This is a genomic window from Acidimicrobiia bacterium, assembly GCA_029210695.1.
In the GTDB taxonomy this organism is placed as follows: Bacteria; Actinomycetota; Acidimicrobiia; order Spongiisociales; family JAHEDJ01; genus JAHEDJ01.
Genome location: JARGFH010000044.1, coordinates 1 through 22,918, shown reverse-complemented (window position 1 = coordinate 22,918; position 22,918 = coordinate 1). Strand labels below are relative to the sequence as shown.

20 protein-coding genes are annotated in these 22,918 nt (G+C 62.6%); 4 read left to right on the top strand and 16 right to left on the bottom strand.

The genetic code is table 11. From position 1 onward, the window contains the following. Positions 1-53: 53 nt before the first annotated feature. From P1T08_13385 to coaA, 16 genes are all read right to left on the bottom strand, one after another. Positions 54-2,147 (bottom strand): exonuclease domain-containing protein, encoded by a 2,094-nt coding sequence (locus P1T08_13385; protein MDF1597067.1) that lies wholly within the window; start codon positions 2,145-2,147, stop codon positions 54-56. Then, on the bottom strand, positions 2,144-2,515 hold the full coding sequence (locus P1T08_13380) for a response regulator (protein ID MDF1597066.1): 372 nt from the start codon (positions 2,513-2,515) through the stop codon (positions 2,144-2,146). The genes P1T08_13385 and P1T08_13380 overlap by 4 nt, the downstream gene beginning before the upstream one ends. Beyond that, a complete protein-coding gene (locus P1T08_13375) occupies positions 2,490-5,276 on the bottom strand; it encodes a sensor histidine kinase (GenBank protein MDF1597065.1) in 2,787 nt (928 codons plus the stop codon). Before P1T08_13375 ends, P1T08_13380 begins: the two co-directional genes overlap by 26 nt. A gap of 3 nt (positions 5,277-5,279) precedes the next feature. Further along, positions 5,280-5,468: a hypothetical protein gene (locus tag P1T08_13370; protein ID MDF1597064.1), complete on the bottom strand. Its 189-nt coding sequence runs from the start codon at positions 5,466-5,468 to the stop codon at positions 5,280-5,282. A gap of 66 nt (positions 5,469-5,534) precedes the next feature. Further along, a complete protein-coding gene (locus tag P1T08_13365) occupies positions 5,535-7,301 on the bottom strand; it encodes a putative nucleotidyltransferase substrate binding domain-containing protein (protein MDF1597063.1) in 1,767 nt (588 codons plus the stop codon). Between the two features lie 207 nt (positions 7,302-7,508). Further along, entirely contained in the window at positions 7,509-9,188 is a 1,680-nt protein-coding gene (locus P1T08_13360) for a cation acetate symporter (protein MDF1597062.1), read from the bottom strand. Next, a complete protein-coding gene (locus P1T08_13355; GenBank protein ID MDF1597061.1) occupies positions 9,185-9,484 on the bottom strand; it encodes a DUF4212 domain-containing protein in 300 nt (99 codons plus the stop codon). The genes P1T08_13360 and P1T08_13355 overlap by 4 nt, the downstream gene beginning before the upstream one ends. 253 nt (positions 9,485-9,737) lie before the next feature. Further along, positions 9,738-11,447, bottom strand: a complete 1,710-nt coding sequence (locus tag P1T08_13350) for a cation acetate symporter (GenBank protein MDF1597060.1) — start codon at positions 11,445-11,447, stop codon at positions 9,738-9,740. Next, positions 11,444-11,737, bottom strand: coding sequence for a hypothetical protein (locus P1T08_13345; protein ID MDF1597059.1), 294 nt, complete (start codon positions 11,735-11,737; stop codon positions 11,444-11,446). Before P1T08_13345 ends, P1T08_13350 begins: the two co-directional genes overlap by 4 nt. Further along, complete coding sequence (locus P1T08_13340) at positions 11,734-12,504, bottom strand: LytTR family DNA-binding domain-containing protein (protein MDF1597058.1); 771 nt, start codon at positions 12,502-12,504, stop codon at positions 11,734-11,736. The genes P1T08_13345 and P1T08_13340 overlap by 4 nt, the downstream gene beginning before the upstream one ends. After that, complete coding sequence (locus P1T08_13335; GenBank protein MDF1597057.1) at positions 12,504-13,709, bottom strand: histidine kinase; 1,206 nt, start codon at positions 13,707-13,709, stop codon at positions 12,504-12,506. Before P1T08_13335 ends, P1T08_13340 begins: the two co-directional genes overlap by 1 nt. A gap of 141 nt (positions 13,710-13,850) precedes the next feature. Then, entirely contained in the window at positions 13,851-14,345 is a 495-nt protein-coding gene (locus P1T08_13330; protein ID MDF1597056.1) for a YIP1 family protein, read from the bottom strand. Between the two features lie 113 nt (positions 14,346-14,458). Next, positions 14,459-15,193 carry a tRNA pseudouridine(38-40) synthase TruA gene (gene truA / locus P1T08_13325; protein ID MDF1597055.1) on the bottom strand — a complete coding sequence of 245 codons (735 nt, stop codon included), beginning with the start codon at positions 15,191-15,193 and terminating at the stop codon, positions 14,459-14,461. A 1-nt stretch (position 15,194) separates the two neighbouring features. After that, entirely contained in the window at positions 15,195-15,728 is a 534-nt protein-coding gene (locus P1T08_13320; GenBank protein ID MDF1597054.1) for a hypothetical protein, read from the bottom strand. Positions 15,729-15,845: 117 nt separating this feature from the next. Continuing rightward, positions 15,846-16,409 (bottom strand): NUDIX domain-containing protein, encoded by a 564-nt coding sequence (locus P1T08_13315; protein MDF1597053.1) that lies wholly within the window; start codon positions 16,407-16,409, stop codon positions 15,846-15,848. 90 nt (positions 16,410-16,499) lie between these two features. Next, on the bottom strand, positions 16,500-17,453 hold the full coding sequence (coaA, locus tag P1T08_13310; GenBank protein ID MDF1597052.1) for a type I pantothenate kinase: 954 nt from the start codon (positions 17,451-17,453) through the stop codon (positions 16,500-16,502). A gap of 110 nt (positions 17,454-17,563) precedes the next feature. Between coaA and P1T08_13305 the strand changes: the two genes are divergently transcribed. Genes P1T08_13305 through P1T08_13290 form a run of 4 tightly spaced genes read left to right on the top strand, consistent with a single transcriptional unit; the run spans position 17,564 to position 22,385 of the window. Next, a complete protein-coding gene (locus P1T08_13305) occupies positions 17,564-18,757 on the top strand; it encodes a hypothetical protein (GenBank protein MDF1597051.1) in 1,194 nt (397 codons plus the stop codon). A 3-nt stretch (positions 18,758-18,760) separates the two neighbouring features. Further along, positions 18,761-20,476: a peptidoglycan-binding domain-containing protein gene (locus P1T08_13300; GenBank protein MDF1597050.1), complete on the top strand. Its 1,716-nt coding sequence runs from the start codon at positions 18,761-18,763 to the stop codon at positions 20,474-20,476. Continuing rightward, entirely contained in the window at positions 20,473-21,159 is a 687-nt protein-coding gene (locus tag P1T08_13295; protein ID MDF1597049.1) for an ABC transporter ATP-binding protein, read from the top strand. Before P1T08_13300 ends, P1T08_13295 begins: the two co-directional genes overlap by 4 nt. After that, complete coding sequence (locus P1T08_13290; protein MDF1597048.1) at positions 21,156-22,385, top strand: ABC transporter permease; 1,230 nt, start codon at positions 21,156-21,158, stop codon at positions 22,383-22,385. The genes P1T08_13295 and P1T08_13290 overlap by 4 nt, the downstream gene beginning before the upstream one ends. Positions 22,386-22,918 lie beyond the last annotated feature (533 nt).

The following is a 22,918-nucleotide window of genomic DNA, read 5'->3' as shown; positions in this document are numbered from 1 at the left end:
ACAGGCAATAGGCAATAGGCAACAGGCAACAGGCAATAGGTAGCCTACGAACGTCAGTATTCCAGTCGAGAATAGAACGTCTCTTTCTCTGCTCTCTGCACCTGCGCGAACGTGCGCAAGCCGCGTGCCTCGAGCAGAGGGATGAGCTGCAGGAACAACTCTGCGGTGACCAGTGCGTCGCCCAGCGAGGTATGCCGTCCGGTTACCGGCACTCCCACCAGTCGGGCGAGGGCCTCGAGACTGTGCACATCCGACTCCGGGTAGACGACGGCGGCGAGCAGCAGGGTGTCAAGGACCGGATTGGAGAGGGTTACCCCCGTGGAATCCTCCTTCAGTTGAAGAAACTTCAGATCAAAGGCGACGTTATGACCGACGAGAATCGTATCCTCGACGAACCGGGCGAAGCGGGGAAGCACGACATCGATGGTGGGCTGCCCGGCGAGCATCTCCGCGTCGATTCTGTGGATCTGGTACGACTCGGCCGGAATGGACCGACGGGGATCGACGAGCTGATCGAATGCCTCGTATCGGAGCAGTTTCCCGTTGAGGATCCGAACGGCACCAATCGAGATGATCTCGTCTCCCCCGCTGGGATCGAGTCCCGTCGTCTCGGTGTCGAACACGGTGAACACCAGATCGCGCAGGTGCCGATCGTCGAGGCTGGATGCCGTCTCCCGCTGTTCGAATAGATCGAAGTCGTAGAACTCCGGACGACCCTCATCGAGCACCCGCAGTGCCAGCGCCGGAACTGCGACGGCCTTCGGCAGAAGCACTCGCAAGAACGGATTCCCATCAGACCCCGTTTCGCACCAGACTTCGCCCCCGTGCAACGCGACGAGAGATTCGAGATCTTTTTCGCCGACCGAAGACTCCTTCATGCAAGCAGCCACCATGGACTCAGTGATTCCGGCCTCCGGCCATTCGACGTCGAGGGCGGCGAACTGACCTACCTCCTGCATCCGGATGGCCATCGAGCCCGCCCCGACCTGTTCCGCCATGTGGACTGCCACCGCGGCCAATCGGTCGATCAGGGCGAGACCGTCGACCTTCACCCAGAGTGAATCCTCTCGGACGTCCGTCGACACGTGGAATCCCGTGGAACTCTCCACCCGGTTCGCCAGCGCCAGCAGAAGGTCGTCGCCGAGCATGTCGTCGAGTTCCCAGGCCGACTCGAGTGTTGCCGCGTGTTGGGCCGATACGTCGTCGATCCGAGCCGATAGCCGCTCGGCCTCCTCGGCGATCACCGATCGGAACCGCTCGATGTCACCGCCGGACATCTCCGGATACGAGAGGATGGTCTCGATCGCCGCCCGGATTCCAGCGACGGATTGACGAGCCTCGTGCGTGAGGGAACGAAGCAGTTGATCGCGCCGGCCGCGGGCCGCTCGCTCGTGCGTCACATCTTCCAGTGTCAGCACAAACCCCGTGAAACTCCCCGCAGTATCGCGAACGGCGACCATGGTCATGCGGAGGACGAAGCCGGAAGGGATCGTGGCGACGAAGCGTTGGGGACGCACTTTGGCACCACGTTCGGCTCGCAGTTGCAGATGATGCAGAGCATTGAGAACGACATTGCGATCGAGAAACGCGAAAACCGACCTCCCCAGGCCGACATAGTTCGCGTCCTCGCCGGCCAGGAGGTTCCGGGCTTCGCCGTTATAGAGCAGGATCTGTCCATCGAGGTTGCAGACGATGACACCCTGCGCGAGGTCGGACATCAGCGCCGCCAGGCGTTCCTTCTCATGTCCGACCGCTTTCCTGCCTGCCTCGACCGCCGCCTCCTGATCCTCGAGGCTCTCCCACAGTCGCCCGGCCAGACGATTGATGGACCACCCCAGCTTGCGCAGATGGGTCGGACCGCCCGGGTCGATGCGGTGGGCCGGATTGACTGTGGCGATGAGGTCAACTTCGTCGGCCATCCGGCGCGTCGCCACCATGAACGAACGAAAGAACCGACCGGCCACGACACCGGCGAGTGCCACCAGTGCCAGGCCGATAGGCACCAGGAGATTGAGCACCTCGCCGAAGCCCTCACGACCTGCTTCGTCGAGTCCCGCCCAGACAATCCACAACGCAGCGACATAGCCGACGGCCGTGGCGACCGCGCCGACGCCGGCCACAGTCGATTCGAAACGGCGGCCTCTCATCGACCTTCGAGGGCCCGGTGTACGACGGCAACGAGGTCTCGAGTCGCGAATGGCTTCGTGACGTACTCGTCCGCTCCGAGCGCCCTTCCTTTTTCTGCCTCGGCCTCCCGACCCCTGGCAGTCAACATGACCACCACCGGGTTCGGAAGATCGGCGTCGTTTCGGATGCGCTGCAGAACGTCAAAACCCGACAACTTCGGCATCATGACGTCGAGCAAGACGAGATCCGGCTGAAACGAGGCAAGGAGCTCGAGCGCTTCTTCCCCATCGGAGGCAACCTCGACTTCATAGCCCTCGTGTCGCATTAGGAACTCGAGCGAGATGACGATATTCGGCTCATCGTCAACGATCAGTATCCGTGCGTTCAACTGCCTCACCTCCTCCCGGATCGTCAGCCGGCGGACTGGCCGCCAACGGTAGAGCAAAACAGAACACTGCGCCGGGTCCTGGAGCGGTTTCAATCCAGAGGCGACCCCCCAGTTGCGTGATGATCTCCTTCGAGATTGGCAGTCCGAGCCCGGTACCGCGCGGCTTGCCCGAGTCCCCATCTGCGACTTGCTGGAACTTCTCGAAGATCAGCTCGTGGTGTTCAGGCGGCACCCCCGGGCCGTTGTCTGCGACCGTTACCCGCGCCTCTCCGTCAACTTGCTGGAGGGTCACCCACACCCTCGGTTCGTCCGGGTCGCTGAACTTCACCGCGTTGGAGACCAGATTGATGATCACTTGAATGAGTCGATCGTGGTCGAACTCCGCCTGCAGGTCCGACGGGCCCAGGTCGATGCTCATGTCTATGTGCCGTCGGCGGAGCAGTTCGCCCACACGCTGCAGCGACTCCTCGACCACCGGCCCCAGCGGCTGCAGCTCTATCTTCCACTCGAGCGTACCCGACTCGATTTTGGCGAAATCGAGGACCTGGTTTATGTGGCGGGTCAGCCGCTCGCTCTCTTTGAGGATGATGTCGAGGAACTGGCTGCGCTGATCATGATCGAGGTCGGGGTTGTCATCCAGTATCTCGGTGAATGCGCGAATCGATGTCAGCGGGGTACGGAGCTCATGCGTCACAGCCGACATGAAGTCATCCTTCATCCGATCGAGCTCGAGAAGTTGCAGGTTGGCGTTCTGTAACTCCTCAGTCGCTTGTTCCAGTTCGCGCTGTTGCTGCTCGAGTTGCCGGCTGTAGGCGAGGACGCGGGTCGTTTCATCCAGCACATCGAGGACCTCGTCGCGGCTGAGGACGGCCTCTTCCACAGCAGATGAAACCAGCGCTCGGGCGGAGACTGCCCCGACTGCCCCGGCGAGTCTTTGTTCGACGAACGTGACCAAATCCGCGTCGGCCTCCAGGTCGCCGGACTCGGCGATGCCCCGCGTGGCCGCATACCGCATCAGAAGCGCGTCTGCCCTTTGCGAGCCCAGCACTCGTTCGAGAATCGACCGCAACTCGACGAACGAGGCGGTGCCCTGCCATACCGATGCCTGGGTTCGTTCGCTGGCTCCCTTGAACACGTCCACGAAGATCGAAGCCTGTCGCTGCTCTATCGGTGTCTGGTCCGTGAGTATTGACACCACCATGAATAGGCCGGCGTTGATCAACAGACTCCAGAACAATCCGTTGGTGATCGGATCGAACCCCTCCAGACCGAGCAGGGCAAACGGCCGGAGAGCCTCGATCCCGAACGGCCCGGACTCGATGAAGGCGTCGGACATGAGCCCGCTCTCGACGAGGGTTGGGATGGCGAGCGTGTAAGCCCAGACCGTGAATCCGGCAACCATCCCCGCAATGGCGCCTCGGCGATTGCCGGGCTTCCAGTAGAGCCCACCCAGCATCGAAGGAGCAAGTTGCGCGATTGCCGCGAACGAGATCAGCCCGATCGAAACCAGGGGCAGAGCTCCTTCGGTCAGCCGGAAGTAGAAATATCCGAGGAGAACGACCGAAAGGATGGTGATCCGCCTGGTGCCCAGCACGAGCGAAGAAACGTCCCCACGCTCGGCCAGGCGGAAGGAGCGAACTCTGAGCAGCACCGGAATCACCACATCGTTGGAGACCATGGTGGAGAGAGCAACAGTGGCCACGATGACCATGGAGGCGGCGGCAGACAAGCCGCCGATGAACGCCACAAGGGCAAGCAGTCGCTGACCGTCGGCCATGGGAAGCAGCAGCACGAGGTTGTCCGGGTCCACCGATCCCGCCTCGAACGTGAGGCGCCCGCCGACGGCGATCGGAAGAACGAAGAGGTTCATAACGAACAGGTAGAGAGGGAACAGCCAGATCGCCTTGTTCAGATGGCTCTCATCGGTGTTTTCGACCACAGCCATCTGGAACTGCCGCGGCAGGAACATGATGGCCAGTGCAGACAACACCATCAGCCATCCCCAGTCCCAGTACTCCTCGACCCCGCCTTCGAATCGGAGCAAGGAAGAGATATCGGTATCGGCAGCCGCTCTCGTAAAGATATCGCCCGGTCCCGAAAACAGCCCCCAGGTGACAAACACCCCAACGGCGAGGAAGGCAAACAACTTGACGACGGACTCAAATGCAATAGCAGCTACGAGACCCTCATGGTGCTCGGTGACATCCAGGTGCCTGGTCCCAAAGAGGATTGCAAACGTCCCCAGCAGAAGCGCCACCCAGAAAGCGGTCCCTCCGAAGAGGTCGGTGAAACCAACAGCACTCGACGTGACGTCCGGGTAGTGCCAGAGCAACGCAAAACTGGTAGCGATTCCGTCGAGTTGGAGTGCAACGTAGGGCACGATGCCCACCGCGGCGATGCCGGTGACGATCACGCCGAGCGCTAGTCCTTTCCCGTATCGAGACGAGATGAAGTCGGCAATCGACGTGATCGAGTTCTGCTTGCTGATCCGGATTATTTTGCGAAGAACGACCCACCAGAGCCCCGCCATCAAGGTTGGCCCGAGGTAGATCGGAAGAAAACCGATGCCGGCGGAGGCCGCCCTTCCAACACTGCCGTAGAACGTCCAGGCGGTGCAGTAGACGGCGAGCGATAGCGAGTAGACGTACGGGTTGGCGATGAGGCTGTGACCGCGCTCGGCGCGGCGATCTGCATAGCGGGCGATCAAGAACAGCAAGCCGATGTAGGCGAGCGCCGAGCCAACAATGACCCAACCGAACACCGCTCAGCGCCTTCGCTCGATGACGAAGGCCATGACCCCGATGAGCACAGCCCACCAAACAAACAAGTACAGGTAGAGCACCGGAACTCCGAGCAACGTGCCATCCGAGGACGCCAGCGTCATCAGTGGATAGTTGAGGGCGAGCGCGCCGAACACGGAAACCGCGGCCAGGCGTTGACCGCGACGATCCATCGTCGTCCTCCTCTCCGTCGCAGACATGGCCGCCGGGCGAGCCACATCACAGCCGTCAACCGATGATCATGACACAAGCCCCGACGAGAAGTTGAGCGCCAGAGCCTCCTGGGCGGACTTGATCGCCTTGAACACTTCCCGCAGGCCCATTCGCCGCCAGCTCGTCAACTCGTCGGGGTTGATGCGGTTGTCTGGCGATTCGCCCAACCGCCAGCGTGCCACCTGGTGTTCGAGACGAATCGTGGTTGCAAGCTCGTAACCCTCGATGAGCATTGAGGACAACTCGTCCGATACCTCGCCCGCCGCCGCAGCCGCTTCCAGGCGGCCGATCGTGCCGACCATCGGAGCATCGATGACGAGGGCATGAATCCGGGCGAACTGAACAATCGGGAGGATCGCTCCCGCCTTGAGGTCAAACGTTCCTGCGTGGTCGCCGCCCCGCTCGGTCTGCATCCGCCCCATGAACCCGAGCGGGGGACGGAAGTCGGCCGCCCGCTTGGCGAGCAAGGCGAGGAAGGGACCTGCGTTCCTGGCTCGCGTACGCAACTCCGCGAACGAACCGGCCAGGGTCGCATCTCCGGCGATGACCCTCGAGTCGAAGACGATCTGCGATTCGAGAAGATGGACCGGGCTGGCATCGAGCAGATAGGCAATCCACCGCCGCTCCCACTCGCCTTCCTCGCCGCGCCAATCCGGTTCTGAGGCCATCACCGCCCCACTGCAGCGCGGGTATCCGACCTCCTCGAGAACCCTGGTCACGTGAGAGGCCATCCCATCAAACCAGGGATTGGAGCCCAGCCCGTTTGGCACGACGAGGGCGTGATCCTGGTCGGGAAGCAGTGCGAGTTCACGCCGGGCGAGGCTCCCGAAGGCAACCCAGGCGTAGGAGCCGGGGGCGGGACCGAGCTCAGCCGTCGCCCACTCTATGGCCCGGGCGGTGGCGGCTTCTGCGAAGTTGGCCAGCAGCCGTGAGATGGCCATACCTTCCATGCCCTGCGACAGCAGCCGCTCAACGATTCTGGGCATCGATGCATAGACCTCGGCGAGTGCGCCCGGGGTCCGAGCGCTGCGAATCGCGCTGCGAATGGCGAATGGACTCTCGTCGATCGTCCCGAATAGATCGCTATCGGCCAGCATGCCGACCGGACGACCGTCGAACAGAACGGGAAGGTGCTTGATTCCCTGGTCGACCATCACTTCCAGGGCCGTCAGGAGACGATCGCCGGATTCGATGGTCGTAACCGGGAAGGTGGCGATGTCACGAACGGGGCCGGAGGAGTCCCGACCGATCGCCACCATCCTGGCCCTGAAGTCCTGATCTGTGACGATTCCGAGACGGTCCCCAACCGTGACGAGTGCTGCGGTGGCCCCCTCCAGGGTCATGGCCTCGGCCACCGCCTGCGCCGCGAGGTGCCCGCCGACCACGAGAGGTGCGGCCATCACGTCGGAGACCAGGCGCGAGGTGAGTCGAAGGTCGTCGCCGGCGGTCCGTTGCCGCCCGGCCAGAACTGCCCGACCTGCCTCGCCCTCCCACGCCAGGTCGATTGCCCGATCCGGGAGCAGAAGGTACGTGGTTGCGGAAGATGCCGTGGCGGTGTGGCCCGGGCTCGGCACCCAGAATTCGCCGGCGCCCACGACATCGACGCTGCGGCCCTCCTGATCACTGATCCGCAGCCCGCCGAACATCACGGCGACGGGACCTGGTGGAGTGACGACCTCGCCTCCGACAGCAGCCGCTTCGGTTATGTCCTCGATCAAGTCATCGATATCCGCCGGGCGAACGCCGGCGAACGCGGTCATCTCGGATAGGAACCGAAAGATTGCGTGTTGCATCGAAACGCAGGTTAGTGGGCACTCGCCCGGCAGAGCCCGCAGATGTGGGCTTCACGCGACCCGCGACCCGCGACCAGCGACCCGCGACCCGCGACCCGCGACCCGCGACCCGCGACCCGCGACCCGCGACCCGCGACCCGCGACCCGCGACACAGAAAAGCGGGGAAGCACCAACTTCCCCGCTTTCCTGTTCAGGCCCGGAGTGCTCTAGGCCTTGCCCTCCTTGAGGTAGGCGCTGGCCACCTCGGGGATCCGGAGACTCTCGACGAGTTCCTGGACCTCGGCGGGCGGTTCCTTCGTCATCTTCGAGACAACGTAGGTGGTGACCAGGTTGAGGACCATACCGACCGTCCCGATGCCCTGCGGCGAGATGTCGAAGAGCCAGGGATCGATGTCCATCAGACCGTTGGCCGTCATCACGATGTACACGAAGGTGAACGTCATGCCGATGGCCATCCCGGCAATCGCGCCCTCCTTCGTGGCCTTCTTCCAGAAGATCCCCAACACGATGACCGGGAAGAAACTCGCCGCGGCAAGGCCGAAGGCGAATGCCACCACCTCCGCAACGAACCCGGGCGGGTTGATCCCGAAGTAGCCGGCAACCAGCACGCCGCCGCCCATCGCGATCCGACCGGCACGCAGCCGCTGAGCCTCATTGGTGCCTCGTTTCAACACCTTCGTATAGAGGTCGTGCCCGATCGAAGATCCAATCACCAGAAGAAGACCGGACGCCGTCGATAGTGCAGCGGCCAGGCCGCCTGCCGCCACAAGCGCAGTGATCGGGGCGGCGAGACCCGCGATCTCCGGGTTGGCGAGCACCATGATGTCGCGGTCGACGGTCAGTTCGTTGCCGTCGCCTGCCTGGTAGTTGATGATCCCGTCGCCGTTCTTGTCATCGAAGCTGAGCAGACCGGTTTCCTCCCATGAGCCGAACCAGGAGTTCTCAGCCTTGACCTGCTCGTACGGCTGGTTCGACACCGTGTCCATCAGGTTCGTCTTGGCGAAGGCCGCAACTGCCGGAGCCGTCGTATAGAGGATGGCGATGAAGAACAAAGCCCATCCAGCCGACCAGCGGGCATCCCGCACCGTCTTCGTCGTATAGAACCGCACGATCACGTGTGGCAACCCGGCCGTACCCGTCATGAGCGCAATCGTGATGAACAGGACGTTCAACGTCGAAAGTGACGAAAAGGCTTCCGTATACGCTCCGAATCCGAGATCCGTCTGGATCGCGTTCAGATCGTCGAGCACGCCGCCGAAGCCAAGCTGAGGGATCGGCATTCCCGTCAGCTTCGAGGCGATGGCAATGGCCGGAATCAAGTAGGCGATGATCAGCACCGAATACTGCGCTACCTGAGTCCAGGTGATGCCCTTCATGCCGCCGGTGACGGCATAGACCGTGACGATCGCCATGCCAACGAACACACCGACGTTGATATCGAGGTTCAGGAACCGCGAGAACACGATCCCGACGCCGCGCATCTGGCCGGCCACGTAGGTGAACGAAACGAAGATCGCCGCCACCAGTGCGACAATGCGGGCAGTTTGGCTGTAGTAGCGATCGCCGACGAAGTCGGGAACGGTGTACTTGCCGAACTTACGCAGATACGGTGCCAGCAGCAGCGCCAGCAGCACATAGCCGCCCGTCCAACCCATGAGGTAGACGGAACCGTCCGAACCGAGGAAGGCGATGATGCCTGCCATCGAAATGAACGATGCAGCCGACATCCAGTCGGCGGCAACGGCCATGCCGTTGGCGACCGCGGGAACTCCGTGGCCTGCCACGTAGAAGCCCTCGGTATCCCTCGCCCGCTGTCGCAGAGCGATATAGATGTAGAGCGCGAAGGTCAGGCCGACAACGATCCACGTCCAGACTTCGACGCTCATGCGCTACCTCCCGACATTCCCTGCAGCGTTGCTTCAAGCTCCGTGTCGTAGCGATCCATAGTCTTCGCATATACGAAGATGAGAACAACAAACACAAAGATCGATCCCTGCTGCGCCATCCAGAATCCGAGTGGAAATCCTCCGATTGATGCCTCGTTGAGAACATCGATCAAGAGAATCGACAAGACGATCGAGACAAACGCCCAGATCGACAACAAGATGAGTTTGAGGCGTACGTTCCGTCGCCAGTAGTCCTTTATGGCTTGATCCACCGCTTCGACCTCCCTTCCATGCATGGGTGCCCCTGGGGCACCCGGGGGCTCGTCACGAGGAAGGTACGACGCCATCTCTCTTCGCGGCGGGGGAATGCGTTGAGCGGCGCTTTGCTGCGTCAATCGGCGGCGAACAGACCGGTCATCGGATGAACGGACCGCTCGGCGCAGCCAAGCGAGTGCAACGAAGAACTGTTCTGCCGTTCAGTTCTGGCTCATGGGTTCGACGGAAATTCACCCGTCGCTTCGTCTGGTGCCGCCCCCTTTGACAGCGCTATTAGAGCTCCATTCGCAGCAGTTCCGAAGCACGTTCGGGCATGTGCATTCTCAGCAGCAAGCGGTCGGCGTGACGGGGGGGACGTGCCCGCCAGGAGAACAGGATCATGACGGCAAACGCCAGAGGAACCGTCACCACCGCCGGCTGCGCCAGTAGCGCCCCCAACAACCCATCGACGTCACCAAGCATGGTTACGAGAATGGCGGCCGTGGCGGTGGTTCCCCCAACGATCATCCCAAGGGCGGCACCGCGGGCGGCCAGCCCTCGCCACCAAATGCCGAGAATCAAGAGCGGACAGAAGGCGCTGGCGGCGATGGCGAACGCCCATCCGACCAGAATGTTGATGTCGAACGGCCGGGCGAGCAAACCGAGCCCGATCGCCACGATCCCACCGAATACGGCCCCTGCCCTGAAGTACCAGAGCCTTCGAGCAGCCGAAGCGGCAGGGCGCAGGAGTTGCGCGTAGAGGTCGTGGCTCAACGCCCCGGCGACGCTGATCAGGAGTCCGGATGACGTCGAGATGAACGCGGAGAAGGCGCCGGCCGCCACCAGCGCCGAGATGAACTCGCCGAGGGTCCCATCGAGCAGACGGGGCAGCGCCAGCACCACGGTGTCGGTATCGCCGGTCACGTACAACTCGGGAACCCACACCCTGCCCAGCGCTCCATAGATCCAGGGGAAGAAGTAGAAGACCCCGACAAATCCGAGGATCACGACTGCCGTGCGCCTGGCCGACGGTGCGTCGCGATTCGTGTAGAACCGCACGAGGATGTGTGGCAACCCCATTGTCCCGAGCACGGTGGCGATCAGGAGCGAAACGGCGCCCAGCAGACCGTACCGCTCACCATCCGGGAACGGCACGGTCCAGGCCGTGCCGTCCCTGGCGCCGATCGATGACGCCGTCGGAGCCACGTCACCCGCGGCGAACGCCGCCTTCGTGCCGGCAGGCACCTCGATTTCGCCCGCCGACCACACAACCGCCGCACCGTTGACGGCAACGACGATCGACTCCGGCACCTCCAACCGGGTGTCGCGAGCGAAGGTAACTTCTGTGTCATCGGGGAAAGTCGGCAATCCGGCCGCAAATGGAGTGCGAGCGCCGGACGACCAGCCGAGCGCAATCAGCAGAACCAGAGCCGAGAATGAAATCGCAGTGAGCTTGGTCCAGAAATGGAAGGCCTGCACATAGGTGATGCCCTTCATCCCGCCAAATGCCACGGCTGCAATGACGAGGACCCCCACGACGACCACGCCTACCCAGTAGGGCACGCCGGCGAGGAGTTCGAGAGTCACACCTGCGCCCTTCATCTGAGGAACGAGGTAGAACCACCCGATGAGGAGAACCAGGAGTGCGGCGATGCGTCGGAGGCGCCGGCTGGCAAAGCGCCCCTCGGCGAAGTCCGGGATCGTGTAGGCACCGAAGCGCCTGAGGGGTGCCGCGACAAAGAGCAGCAACATCACATACCCGGCCGCATAACCGAGTGGAAACCACATCGCCCTAGCCCCGAACTTCATGACTAATCCGGCAATGCCGAGAAAAGAGGCCGCGGAGAGGTACTCGCCCGAGATGGCGGAAGCGTTCCAGATCGACCCGACCGCCCGGGTGGCGACGAAGAAGTCCGATGTGGTGCGGGCGATCCTTATGCCGAACAGGCCGATAGTGAAAGTGGCGACGATCACCGCTCCTACGAAGATCGTCGTCAATGTCACGGCGTATCCACCAGGTCTGAGAACTCGTCCTCATCCTCCTCGACTGCGCCGAGGTAGCTCCAGGCGATGAGCACCAGCATCGGGAATCCGGCGACTCCGAGAAACAGCCACGGAAGTGGCAGCGACCACAGGTAGGTCGTCGCCAACGATGGAAACAGCCAGAAGACGATCGGACCGCCGAGTATGACGAGCAAGAAGAGCCCGAAATAGAAGAGCGACGTCGACAAATTGACCCTCAGAACCGTACGAAGGTAGATCGGATCGAGTGCCGTGTTGCGGTCGTCCCTCATCGGCCCGTGGTACCGAGGCCCAAGCGCTCACGAAGTTGTCTTGCTCGCCGACGACTGACCGGGATCTTGGTCTCGCCTGAGTCGTTGAGCCTCACGATCAGGGTCTGATTGAAGTACGGCTGAATCTCAATGACGTGGCGGAGATTCACGAGGAAGCTGCGATGAACGCGAACAAAACCCTCGGAGGACCACCGTTCCGCCAGCGACGAGAGCGACCGGCGCACCAGGTATGAGTCCTTGAAGGTGTGGAGGCGCACATAGTCGCCTTCGGACTCGACGTAGCGGATCTCGCCCCGATCGATGAGACGGGTCTTGCCCGCTACCTCGACGGCGACGAAGGGCAGCGCGTCGTCCTCTGTGCGCTCTGCTCCAACCTGCGCGGAGGCGCCGGCCGACCTCCCTGCCACCCGGCTCTCGAGACGCCGAAGCGTCGCCGTGAGGCGTTCCATTGAGACGGGCTTGAGCAGGTAATCGGTTGCATCGATCGCGAACGCCTCCACCGCATGCTCTTCGTGGGCACTGACGAACACAACAGCAGGCGGATCGGAGAACTGCCCGAGCGTCTTGGCGAGTTGGATTCCGTCGAGGCCGGGCATCCGGATGTCGAGGAACACGACATCGGCAGGTTCATCCTGCAGCAAGACCAGAGCTTCGGTTGCGCCGGCGGCCGTCTGGATCTCTTCGGCTGCACCTGCCGCCTCGAGCAAATAGGCCAGGTCGTCACGAGCGTGCTGTTCGTCGTCGACGACGAGCACCTTGGAGAAGATCACGGTTGGATCACCCCGGCACGATACTTGGGAACGAGCATGGAGACCCGCGTGCCGGAACCTGGCTCGGATTCGAAATGTAGCCCGTAATGCTCGCCATACGTCGAGCGGAGTCGCTCCTGGATGTTGGCCAGACCGACCGACCCTTCACCAGGCTCGCCGACTGAAGCCGTGATCGAGGCAATCGCCTCATCGGACATGCCGACACCGTTGTCCGACACGGACAGGTAGACGTCGTCGTCCCGGTCCTCCGCATCAATCGATACCCGCCAGATCCCCTCACGCCGCTCGAGACCATGTTGAACCGCGTTCTCCACCAGGGGTTGCAGCAGGAGCATCGGAATCGTGATCGGCAAGACCTCGGGATCGACTCTGAATACGACCTCGAGCCGGTCTCCGTGCCTGGCTCGCTGAAGTTCGAGGTATGTGTGAACGTTGCGCAGTTCGTCCGAGAGCGTCGTGTTGATGCGGTCGTTCCGCAGGATGTAGCGTGAGAACTCGGCGAACTGAATCAGTAGTTCTCTGGCCCGCTCGGCATCTCTACGCACCATGCTTCCAATGGCGGTGAGCGTGTTGTAGGCGAAATGAGGGCTGATCTGAGCACGAAGGGCCACCGTTCTGGCCCTCAGGAGCTCCTGGCGGGTTACGTCGCCCTCCGCCAGTTGGAGCTGATTTGAAAGCTGCCTGGCGACCTCGCGGGCGGCGCGAATGAGGCCGAGGGTCACCGGCTGATCCTTCAGGCGCAGCAGAATGAGGCTACCCATCACCTCAGACCCGGCCCGCAAGGGGACGGCCACGGTTTCACCGATCGGGCAATCGAGCCGATCACAAACCAGGCCCGATCTGGACGCCCTGGATCCACCGGTCCGGATCGCCGCCTCACCGATCTCAAAGACCTGAAGGTCTCCGACTCCATGATGACGATGCCCGATGCCGCTGTAGGCGAGAACGTCTTTGACGTCGGTGATGGCAACCGCCGCCACTCCGACGAGTTCTCTGATAGCACGGGCCGATCGAGCGGCCGACCGGGCATCGAGCCCCTCTCGCATCGGACGGGCCGTCAAATAAGTCAAGCGAAGGGTGTCCTGGACCGACCGTTCTATCGGATTGGCCAGCGCCCATCTGCTCGGCCGCCACGATCGCCTGGTTCGACGCCGATTCACAAACGGCTGAGTGGTGAGTAGGAGGAGAAGAGTGCGCTGCATACGTTGGGAGGAACGTAGCAATGGGCCCGAGAGATAAGCAATAGGTTCTTGGAGAATGGGAATTGGCAATTGGCACCCGGCGATAGGCGGTGGCAGTAGGCAGTGGGCCCTAGGCGTTGGGCGATAGGCGATCGGGCGTCCTCACACCACCCCGAAGATGGCGATTGGGACTAGAAACACATTCGATACGATCAGCAGGCCGGCGGCCGCCATGACCGCGGTGCCGGCCGCCCGCCGGACGGAGAGTCCCAATACCGCCCGGCCCGCCACCATCAGCGCCAGCACGAACCAGACGGCGGCGACGACATTGGCGAAGCTCACGTCTAGCGGCATGACCTGGAGCAGGAGCGGAGCGTGCGCCAGAGCCGTTGCCCGGTACATCGCTCCGAGGGTTCCTTCCCCTTCGACGCCGTGCACGCCGATGAACCAGAGGATCGGCGCAACGACGACCCAACGAAGCAATCCCCAGACGACGAATGCTGCAGCGGTTCGGAATCCCGCCCCCGACGCACGGTCGAGCCACATCGCCCATGAAGCGAGCAGGCTGTAGACCGTGAGGACGAACAGCACCGACGATACGTTGGATCCGGCGCGGCGAAGCGACGCATCCCGGTAGGAGTCCGGTTGGAGCAGCAACGCACGGACGATGTGAGCAGGACGGTACAACGTACCCGAAGCAACGCCACCGCCCGGTCCGACATTCCGATAGTCGCGGGTTGCTCGTCGCGGGTAGCTCGTCAGACCCGCGACTACGGGTATCCCACGTGCCACAACGTCAGGCCGTGCGGAGGTGCCGCTCCTCCGGTGGTCGAACGATCTCTGGCCTCGAGAAAGCGCGGGATGGCTTCGGGAGGCAGCCGCCCACGCCCGACCTCAACGCACGCCACCACCATCGCCCGCACCATCTGATGACAGAACGATGAGGCGGCCACCTCGAACTCGAGGATCCCATCCTGGAGGTACCTCCATTCCGTCGCCAGCACTTTCCGCTCACTCGACCGTCCGGGAGCTGCCCTGCAGAATGAAGCAAAGTCGTGCAAGCCTTCGAAATGCTTGGCCGCGGCTGCCATTCTGTCGATATCGAGGGCATACGAAACGCGCCATGCTCGATGCCGCCATTGCGGATCGAGCACCCGGCCGTTGTCGATCCGGTAGCGATAGGTGCGGGAGATCGCTGAGAATCTGGCATTGAAGTCATCAGCCGCCGCAACCAATGCGGTGATCGCGATCTCGGGGTTGAGCATCTTGTTGAGAGACCGGAGGAGCCGCCCGGTGTCGAGGTCCTGGTCACTCTCAAAGCTGATCACCTGCCCGTCGGCATGGACTCCGGCGTCCGTCCGGCCGGCGACCACCGTCGCGACGCCCGGCACAACTCGATGGAGAGCAGCCTCGAGGTCATCCTGCACAGTGCGAACGTTCAGTTGACGGGCGTATCCGCGGAAGCCGGAGCCGTCGTAGGCCAGATCCATCCGGTAAACGGTCACGTCAGAAGAAGCGGAGCAGAGAGGCGAGGCCGTCGCCGATCCCGATCGCTTGCACGACCCACCACAGCGCAACTGCGAGAACGGCACTTGCCATCGCCTTGCGGGTGTCGAAATCGAACACGACCCGAGCGGCCGCTCCGATCGCCGCCACGAACCAGATCAAAGCAGCTGCTACGACCACATCGACTAGTACCGACCCGACGAACGGCGCAACGACCAGCAGAGCAAGCGGAGCGTGGCTGTATCCGGTGAGGCGGATCACTGTGGCACCGCGCGCCGACGCATCGAAGAGTTTGGTGCCGGCTAACCACAGGCCGCCCGAGACGACCAGCCATCCGATCAAGCCGCCGAGCAACAGGCTGATAAAGAAGACGACACCGAAACCAACCGATCCGCTGACCACCAGGGCCAGGTAGACGGCGGCATAGATTCCGGCCACCAGCAACACGGCGTCCCCGGTAGCCGCCGAATCGAAGAACACCTCGGTATAGAGCTTCTGATCGAGCCGGGCGGCCCGCATGATCCGGTCGAGCATGAACCCATTCTGTCGGTCCGGGCAGAGTAACAGCCGGCCGGGTTGGCGATTCGATCTCGATCGCATCCACAGCCACCCGACACCTGGCAAACCGTCATTCGCATGGGTACCGGATGATCAGCCGGCGGAGGATTGTCGTACCAGTGATTGCAGTGCCATGCAGGGGCGCGTCACGCTCACGTCGGAGTTCCAGAGGCTCACGTGGTCAAACTCAACCCAACGCACGTCCCTGGTGCCTTCTCCGGAGGTAACAATCCCCGAAGCTGCCAGGAACCCGAACCGAACATCGAAATGGAGGTGGGCCGGACCGTCCCGGCGAGCCGGGAACTGGTGGATGTCGATGTCGAGCAGCCCGAGTGATGCCATGTCCGCCAGACCAGTCTCTTCTTCGACCTCCCGACGTATCGCTCGTTCGATCGACACATCGTCGGGCTCGATGTGACCTCCTGGTTGCAGCCATGTACCGATCTTGGTGTGGTGGATGAGTAAGACGCCGTCCCGGTCGGGTGCGGCCACGAATCCGCTGGCCGTGAAATGGCCGGGGTCGTAGAGATCGCCCGCCGTCGGGTCGCCGTCTATGCGAGTCAGATCGAGCATCCGACTCCGATAGGACGCCTGGAGCTCATCAGGCGGGACGAACGTGGTGAGGAGATCTCGAAGGTGCGATGGAGCAATTGGCATGAAAAGGTAGTAGGTAAAAAGGTTGTAGGTAATAGGTTGTAGGTATTGGGCGTTTCTGGCCTACGGCCCACAGCCTACGGCCTAGCGCCGCTAGATCCGCCGCAACCTGACCTGCTTGATCGTGTGATCCGCATCCTTCTCGATGATGAGGTGCGCTCTCTCGCGGGTCGGCAGGATGTTCTCGCGGAGATTCGGACCATTGATCCGTGTCCAGATGTCCATCGCCGTCTCGATCGCCTCGCCTTCACTGAGAAGTGCGTAGCGATGGAAGTAGGAGTTGGGATCCTGGAAGATCGTCGTGCGCAGCGTCAGGAATCGATCGACGTACCACTGCACGATGTGGTCTTCATCGGCATCCATATAGATCGAGAAGTCGAAGAAGTCAGAGACGAAAACCCGGGCCCGGACAGCTCCTCCGTCGCCGGTCTGCAGGACGTTGAGCCCCTCGACGATGAGGATGTCCGGCCGGTTGGTCAGCCGCTGCTCCCCCGGCACGACGTCGTAGGCAAGATGCGAGTAGACCGGGACCGCCACCTCCCCCTCCCCGGCTTTCACGGACGCCATGAACCGGACGAGGCGACGTACGTCGTAGCTCTCGGGAAAACCCTTGCGGTCCATGAGGCCGCGTCGTTCGAGCTCTGCGTTTGGATAGAGGAATCCGTCCGTTGTAACGAGGTCGACCTTCGGGTGGTCAGGCCAACGCGCCAGCAGTGCCTGAAGAACGCGGGCCACCGTCGACTTTCCGACTGCCACGCTCCCTGCCACCCCGATGACGTACGGCACTCGTTCGGCGGGTTGGCCGAGGAACGTGTCGGTCACTTTGTACAACTGCTGGGAAGCGGCCACGTAGAGGTTCAGCAGTCGGGAGAGCGGAAGGTAGATCTGCGCGACCTCGTCGAGCGACAGCTTCTCGTTGATGCCCCGCAAGCGATCAAGATCGGATTCGTCCAGCGTCATCGGTGTGTTGGCGCGTAGATCAGCCCATTCGTCATGACCGAACCTGATGAAACGGGCGTCGAGATGGGCGTCTGAGGACATTGCCATGGCAGGCTAGTGGTGGAATTCCCGTTGCACCGCACCATCGGTCTAGCGTTTAATGGAACTCAGAGGCGTGTCCGAGCGTCTTACAAGGGATAGTCAACCGGGGGTGCATCATGATGTCGCGTTCTGGCGGTAACCGGGTAACGCTCAAGTTGATCGCGCTGGTGGCGATCCTGTCGGTATTGGCCGCCGCCTGCGGTGGCGGAACGACCGGCGGGGACGTGGCTGCGGACATCGTCGACGATGGCACGAGCGGGGATCAGTCGACGGAGACGACCAGTCCGGACGCCGGGGATATCCCGAAGACCCTTGCCGATTTCTTTGGATACGGTGAGGAGAACTTCGACCCGGCCGCCGACGAAGCACGCTATCGCGAGCAGGAGATGGAGGTCCAGCAGTCCATCGCCGAATGTATGGCCGCGGAAGGCTTCGAGTACACCCCGTTCGTCCAGGACCAGGACTTCGGCTACTTCGGTCCCGGTGAGGACCTCACCGAAGAGGAGTGGAAGGCCAAGTACGGATACGGATACTTCACCATGATGCTCGAGGAAACCGCAGCCTTCGAAGAGGGCGGGTTCGATCAGCAATACAACCCAGAGGACGACCCCAACTGGGTGTATCAGGAGTCGCTCTCAGATTCTGAGCGTCAGGCCTACGAGGTTGCCCTGTATGGGAACTGGGAGAACTTCGAAGAGGTTGCCCCGACCCTCGACGAGGAAGGCAACGAGGTCTGGGTGGAGCCGGATTGGTCGGAGATCGGCGGTTGCCAGAACCTCGCCTACGAGGACACCTACGGTGGCTTCGGACCAGATCCGGAGCTCGAGGATATCTGGCAGCAGCTCGAACCTGCCTATGAGGATCTCTGGAGCAGGATCGAATCCGACCCACGCATCGTCGAAGCCAACGAGGAATGGGCCGCTTGCATGTCCGCCGCCGGATACTCGTTCACGACCCAGGAAGACATCTGGATGTATCTGGACGAGCTTGGCCAGGACCTCTGGTCCGGCCAGGATGAGTTCTACCAGCAGATCGAAGCTCAGGCCCAGGCCCTTCCCGAGGACGAACGTGAGGCGTTCTATGAGGAGGCATACGCCAACGTCGGTCCGTGGGGACCGGATGTGGATCCAGAACAGATCCAGGCCCTCGCCGATGAGGAACTGGCGATTGCCGCGGCAGACACCGAGTGCGGTGGCGACATGATGGATCTCAGAACTGAAGTCCAGGAGGAGTACGAAGCCCAGTTCATTCTCGAGAACTTCGAGTTACTCCAAAAACAGAAGGACATGCAGAACGAGCTGGGCTATTGACCGGTGCGCCGAACGACAACCCTCACGATCGGACTCGCCGCTGTCGTGGCGGCGGCGGGTGGTGGATGGTACGCCGGAAGCCAGATCAAATCGCCGGCTCAGGTAGCGGCGGAGGCTGAACCTCCGCCTCCGTCGCGCATCACCGTGCCGGTCGAAATGCGGACCCTTGGCCGCGACATAATCATCAGAGGCGATGTGCGGTTCGATCAGCCGGCCGGCATCACGCTGGCGGATCCGCCCGCTGTACTCGGGGGCGCGTCGATTGTCACTCTCGCGCCCGACGAGGGCACAGACCTGACGGAGGGGTCCCTGGTCATTGAAGTGTCGGGACGGCCCATTCTCGTGTTGCAGGGTGACTTGCCCATGTTCCGGTCGATTCGCCCTGGTGATGAAGGCGATGACGTCCTGCAGCTCGAGGAGGCGCTGGCACGACTCGGCTTCGACCCGGGAGCAGTCGACGGCGCCTACAGCGGAGACACAGCTACCGCCGTCGACGCCTGGTACCGATCGCTCGGATATGAACCGATCGGCCCGAACGAGCAGGAGCAGGCCGAGTTGGACGCGGCCAAATCATCGGTGGACGCGGCGGCCAGAGACGTCACGTTCGCCAAACAAGCCCTGGCGGCAGCCAAGGCGCCCCTGCCCCAATCAGCCATCCTGGAACTCGACGCGGCGGTCGCATCGTCCCAGCGGGCTCTGGAAGACGCCAGGGCAAATGCCGGCGCCTCCGACGCAGCTGCGGCGGCGGCGGTTACGTCCGCAGAGCAAGACGTGACGGACGCAACCGCCGCCAAAGCACTCGCCGCCGAACAGCTTGCCACCGGGCAAGCAGCCGAGCCACCGCTCACACCCGAAGAACTCGCCGCTTTGGAGCAGGCGTCGATCGACGCCGCCATGGCGCTGCGGGAGGCGGAATCGTGGCTGGCCCAGTCCTTGATCGATCGAGACCAGACTGCCCGCAACAACGCCAATCTCGTAGCAGACGCCGAAGACCGACTCGCCATCGAAAAGGCCAGACGCAGCGAGACACTCACACCGGCAGACACAAGCGAATCCGACGCTGCGCTCTCCGATGCAAACAAACGCCTCAGCGAAGCTCAGGCGACGTACAACGGCCTCTTGGCCAAGACGGGCGTCACCGCCTTGCGATCCGAAATCATGTTCATGCGACGGTTACCCGTTCGTATCGACCGCGTCTTCGTCGAACGCGGCGACGGCGTCGCGGGTGAGGTCATGCAAGTCACCGGATCTGAACTCGCCATCGATACGTCGATCGCCGTGGCCGATGCCGGCCTCATCGACGTCGGCGACGAGGTCATCATCGAGGACTCATTCAGCGACATCACCACCACCGGTGTGGTCACCAAAAAGGCAGACCGTCCCGGCACCAACAACGTCGATGGCGATCGCGTCTACCTCGAGGTGAGTCCAAACGAAGACCTCTCGGAGGGATTCAACGTCAAGCTGACGATTCCCGTTGAGTCGACGGGCGGGGACGTTCTGGCCGTCCCGCTGGCCGCGTTGTCTGCGACCGCAGACGGCGCGACGCGGATCGAAGTCGAACACGAGGACGGCACAACCACCTTTCTCGTCGTGACGATCGGCCTGGACGCCGGTGGATACGCCGAGATCAACGCCGTGGATGGAGAGATCCACGAAGGCGATCGGGTAGTCGTCGGGACGGAGCAGGCCCCCACCGCGCCTAGCTCAGACGCATGAGCCTCCCCGTCGTCCTCCTCGAAAGCGTCTCGAGGACGTTCGAGGGAACACAACCGGTCCACGCCTTGCGCAGTGTCGACCTGGCGATCTATGAAGGCGAGTACGTGGCGGTCATGGGGCCGTCAGGGTCCGGCAAGTCGACCCTGCTCAATGTGCTGGGCCTACTCGACGAGCCCACCAGCGGGTCGTACCTCCTCGACGGAGTCGACGTGCGGGCCGCGGTTGATTCCGAACGCACTGCACTACGCGGCCGCAAGATCGGGTTCGTGTTCCAGGCATTTCACCTACTACGCCACCGCACGGTCATCGAGAACGTCATGACGGCTCTGCTCTACAACGGATTCCCTCGAAAAGAGCGGCGAGAAGCTGCCCGAACCGCTCTGGCGCGGGTCGGCATGGGGCACCGAATGGAGCAGACGCCCGATACGCTCTCGGGTGGCGAACGGCAGCGCGTTGCCATCGCCAGAGCGATCGTTGCGGAACCGAGCCTCCTGCTCGCCGACGAGCCCACCGGGAACCTGGACACCAAGACCAGCGAATCGGTCCTTGCAGCATTTGATGACCTGCGGCGCGACGGCCTCACACTCGTAGTCGTCACTCACGATGCCACCGTGGGTGCCCATGCAGAGCGTCAAGTCGAGATGCTGGACGGGATCCTGACCGAACTCGAGACCAGCACATGAACAACCCGAAGCCCCGCTTTGCCGTGCGCGATCTAGTGGCCGAAGCTGTGACCTCGATGCTGGCAAGGCCGGGACGCACGATATTGACCATTCTCGGGACCGTGCTCGGCATCGGAGCGATCGTTGCCACACTCGGAATTGCCAAAACGGCTGGCAACCAGATCGTGACTCGCTTCGATCCGCTCATCGCCACGAGCGTGACCGTCTCGAACCGGTCGGAGTTCGGGTTCTTCGGGCCACAACCGGAAGTCAACCTGCTGCCGTGGGATGCTCAGGACAGACTCGAACGCTTGAACGGTGTTGTGGCCGCCGGAACGCTGACCAACGTCGACACCGCCGGATCCCTCACTCGCTCGGTCCCACTGCGCGATCCGCTCGCCCGCAACGAGTTTGCATTGAATGTCGTGGCAGCCTCGCCGGGAACGCTGGAAGTCTTCGTAGCCGAACTCAGGACCGGACGTTTCTTCGATGAAGGTCACTCGGATCGGGCAGACCCCGTCGCACTGCTCGGCAGAAGTGCCGCGCAACGCCTCAACATCGATCGCGTAGACCACCAACCCGCCATCTTCATCGGGGAACACCCGTTCATCGTCGTCGGCATCATCGATGACCTGGCCAAGGAGCCCCGCCTACTCGACGCCGTGATCATCCCGAACGGGACGGCAAGGAAGCTCTTTGGCCTGAACGGAATCGACGAAGTGCATATCCGCGCCGAGCTCGGAGCTGCCCAACTCATTGCCGAGCAGGCACCGATTGCGCTCAACCCCAATGAGCCGGGTCGTTTGCGGGTGCAGGCGCCTGCGGATCCGACCAGCCTGATTTCAGGTGTCGAGGAAGACGTCGACGCCCTCTTCCTCGTGCTCGGCGGAGTGTCGCTGCTGATCGGCGCCATCGGCATCGCCAACGTGACTTTGGTGTCGGTCCTCGAACGGGTCGGCGAGATTGGTTTGCGCCGTTCACTCGGCGCCGCCCGTCGACACATCGCCTACCAGTTCCTCATCGAGAGCGCCGGGATGGGATTCATCGGCGGGGTGGTCGGAGCGAGCGTCGGCGTTCTGGTCGTCGTCGGGGTCGCCGCTAGCCGCACCTGGACGCCCGTCCTCGAGCCCTGGGTCCCCGTGGCGGCCCCGGCGCTGGGAACAGTGGTCGGATTGCTGGCCGGCCTCTACCCGTCGCTCCGTGCCGCCCGGCTGGAGCCGGTGGATGCACTGCGAGCGGGCATGTGAGCCTGCCGGCTACGCCGGCAGGTGCGAGTTGCTGAACGGAGCAGGTTTCCTCGCGCACAGGAGCGAAGCGATGTTGGGCCGGCCTCCGAAGAAGAATCGACGACCAAGAAGGTATGTCGAAAAGACAAGCGAGACTGAAAGGCGCGTATTTCCGCCCATCAGGAGCGAGATGCGGGAAATCACAGCAACAGCTATTGATGCCGCCTGGTTTCCTCCCCCGGTAGCGAAGCGACGTTGGGCGAAATGGAGAGTCCCGATTCCTGATCCAAACATCGGGGGGGTATCCGCCTGCCGGCTGCGCCGGCAGGTGTGAGTTGCTGCGCAACTCAAGCCAGCAGACAAAAGCGAAAGGGGGCTGATTCGTTTTGTCCCTCTGTTGGCACGGAGCCAATTGCCAATTGCCAGTGTGTTCTCGCGGTTTTTCATCTAAACGGTCCCCTCCAATGCTTTTCTGTCACAGTGACCACGCTCATTGAAACTCCCCAGACCTGCTCACTGAAATTCCCCACCTCCTGAGAGGGAATACCCACTGT

Coding starts and splice junctions, on each gene's coding strand:
- P1T08_13385 (MDF1597067.1), bottom strand. CDS start 2,147: ATGAGAGGCCGCCGTTTCGAATCGACTGTGGCCGGCGTCGGCGCGGTC.
- P1T08_13370 (MDF1597064.1), bottom strand. CDS start 5,468: ATGGATCGTCGCGGTCAACGCCTGGCCGCGGTTTCCGTGTTCGGCGCG.
- P1T08_13365 (MDF1597063.1), bottom strand. CDS start 7,301: ATGCAACACGCAATCTTTCGGTTCCTATCCGAGATGACCGCGTTCGCC.
- P1T08_13360 (MDF1597062.1), bottom strand. CDS start 9,188: ATGAGCGTCGAAGTCTGGACGTGGATCGTTGTCGGCCTGACCTTCGCG.
- P1T08_13355 (MDF1597061.1), bottom strand. CDS start 9,484: ATGCATGGAAGGGAGGTCGAAGCGGTGGATCAAGCCATAAAGGACTAC.
- P1T08_13345 (MDF1597059.1), bottom strand. CDS start 11,737: ATGAGGGACGACCGCAACACGGCACTCGATCCGATCTACCTTCGTACG.
- P1T08_13335 (MDF1597057.1), bottom strand. CDS start 13,709: ATGCAGCGCACTCTTCTCCTCCTACTCACCACTCAGCCGTTTGTGAAT.
- P1T08_13320 (MDF1597054.1), bottom strand. CDS start 15,728: ATGCTCGACCGGATCATGCGGGCCGCCCGGCTCGATCAGAAGCTCTAT.
- P1T08_13315 (MDF1597053.1), bottom strand. CDS start 16,409: ATGCCAATTGCTCCATCGCACCTTCGAGATCTCCTCACCACGTTCGTC.
- coaA (MDF1597052.1), bottom strand. CDS start 17,453: ATGGCAATGTCCTCAGACGCCCATCTCGACGCCCGTTTCATCAGGTTC.
- P1T08_13305 (MDF1597051.1), top strand. CDS start 17,564: ATGATGTCGCGTTCTGGCGGTAACCGGGTAACGCTCAAGTTGATCGCG.
- P1T08_13295 (MDF1597049.1), top strand. CDS start 20,473: ATGAGCCTCCCCGTCGTCCTCCTCGAAAGCGTCTCGAGGACGTTCGAG.
- P1T08_13290 (MDF1597048.1), top strand. CDS start 21,156: ATGAACAACCCGAAGCCCCGCTTTGCCGTGCGCGATCTAGTGGCCGAA.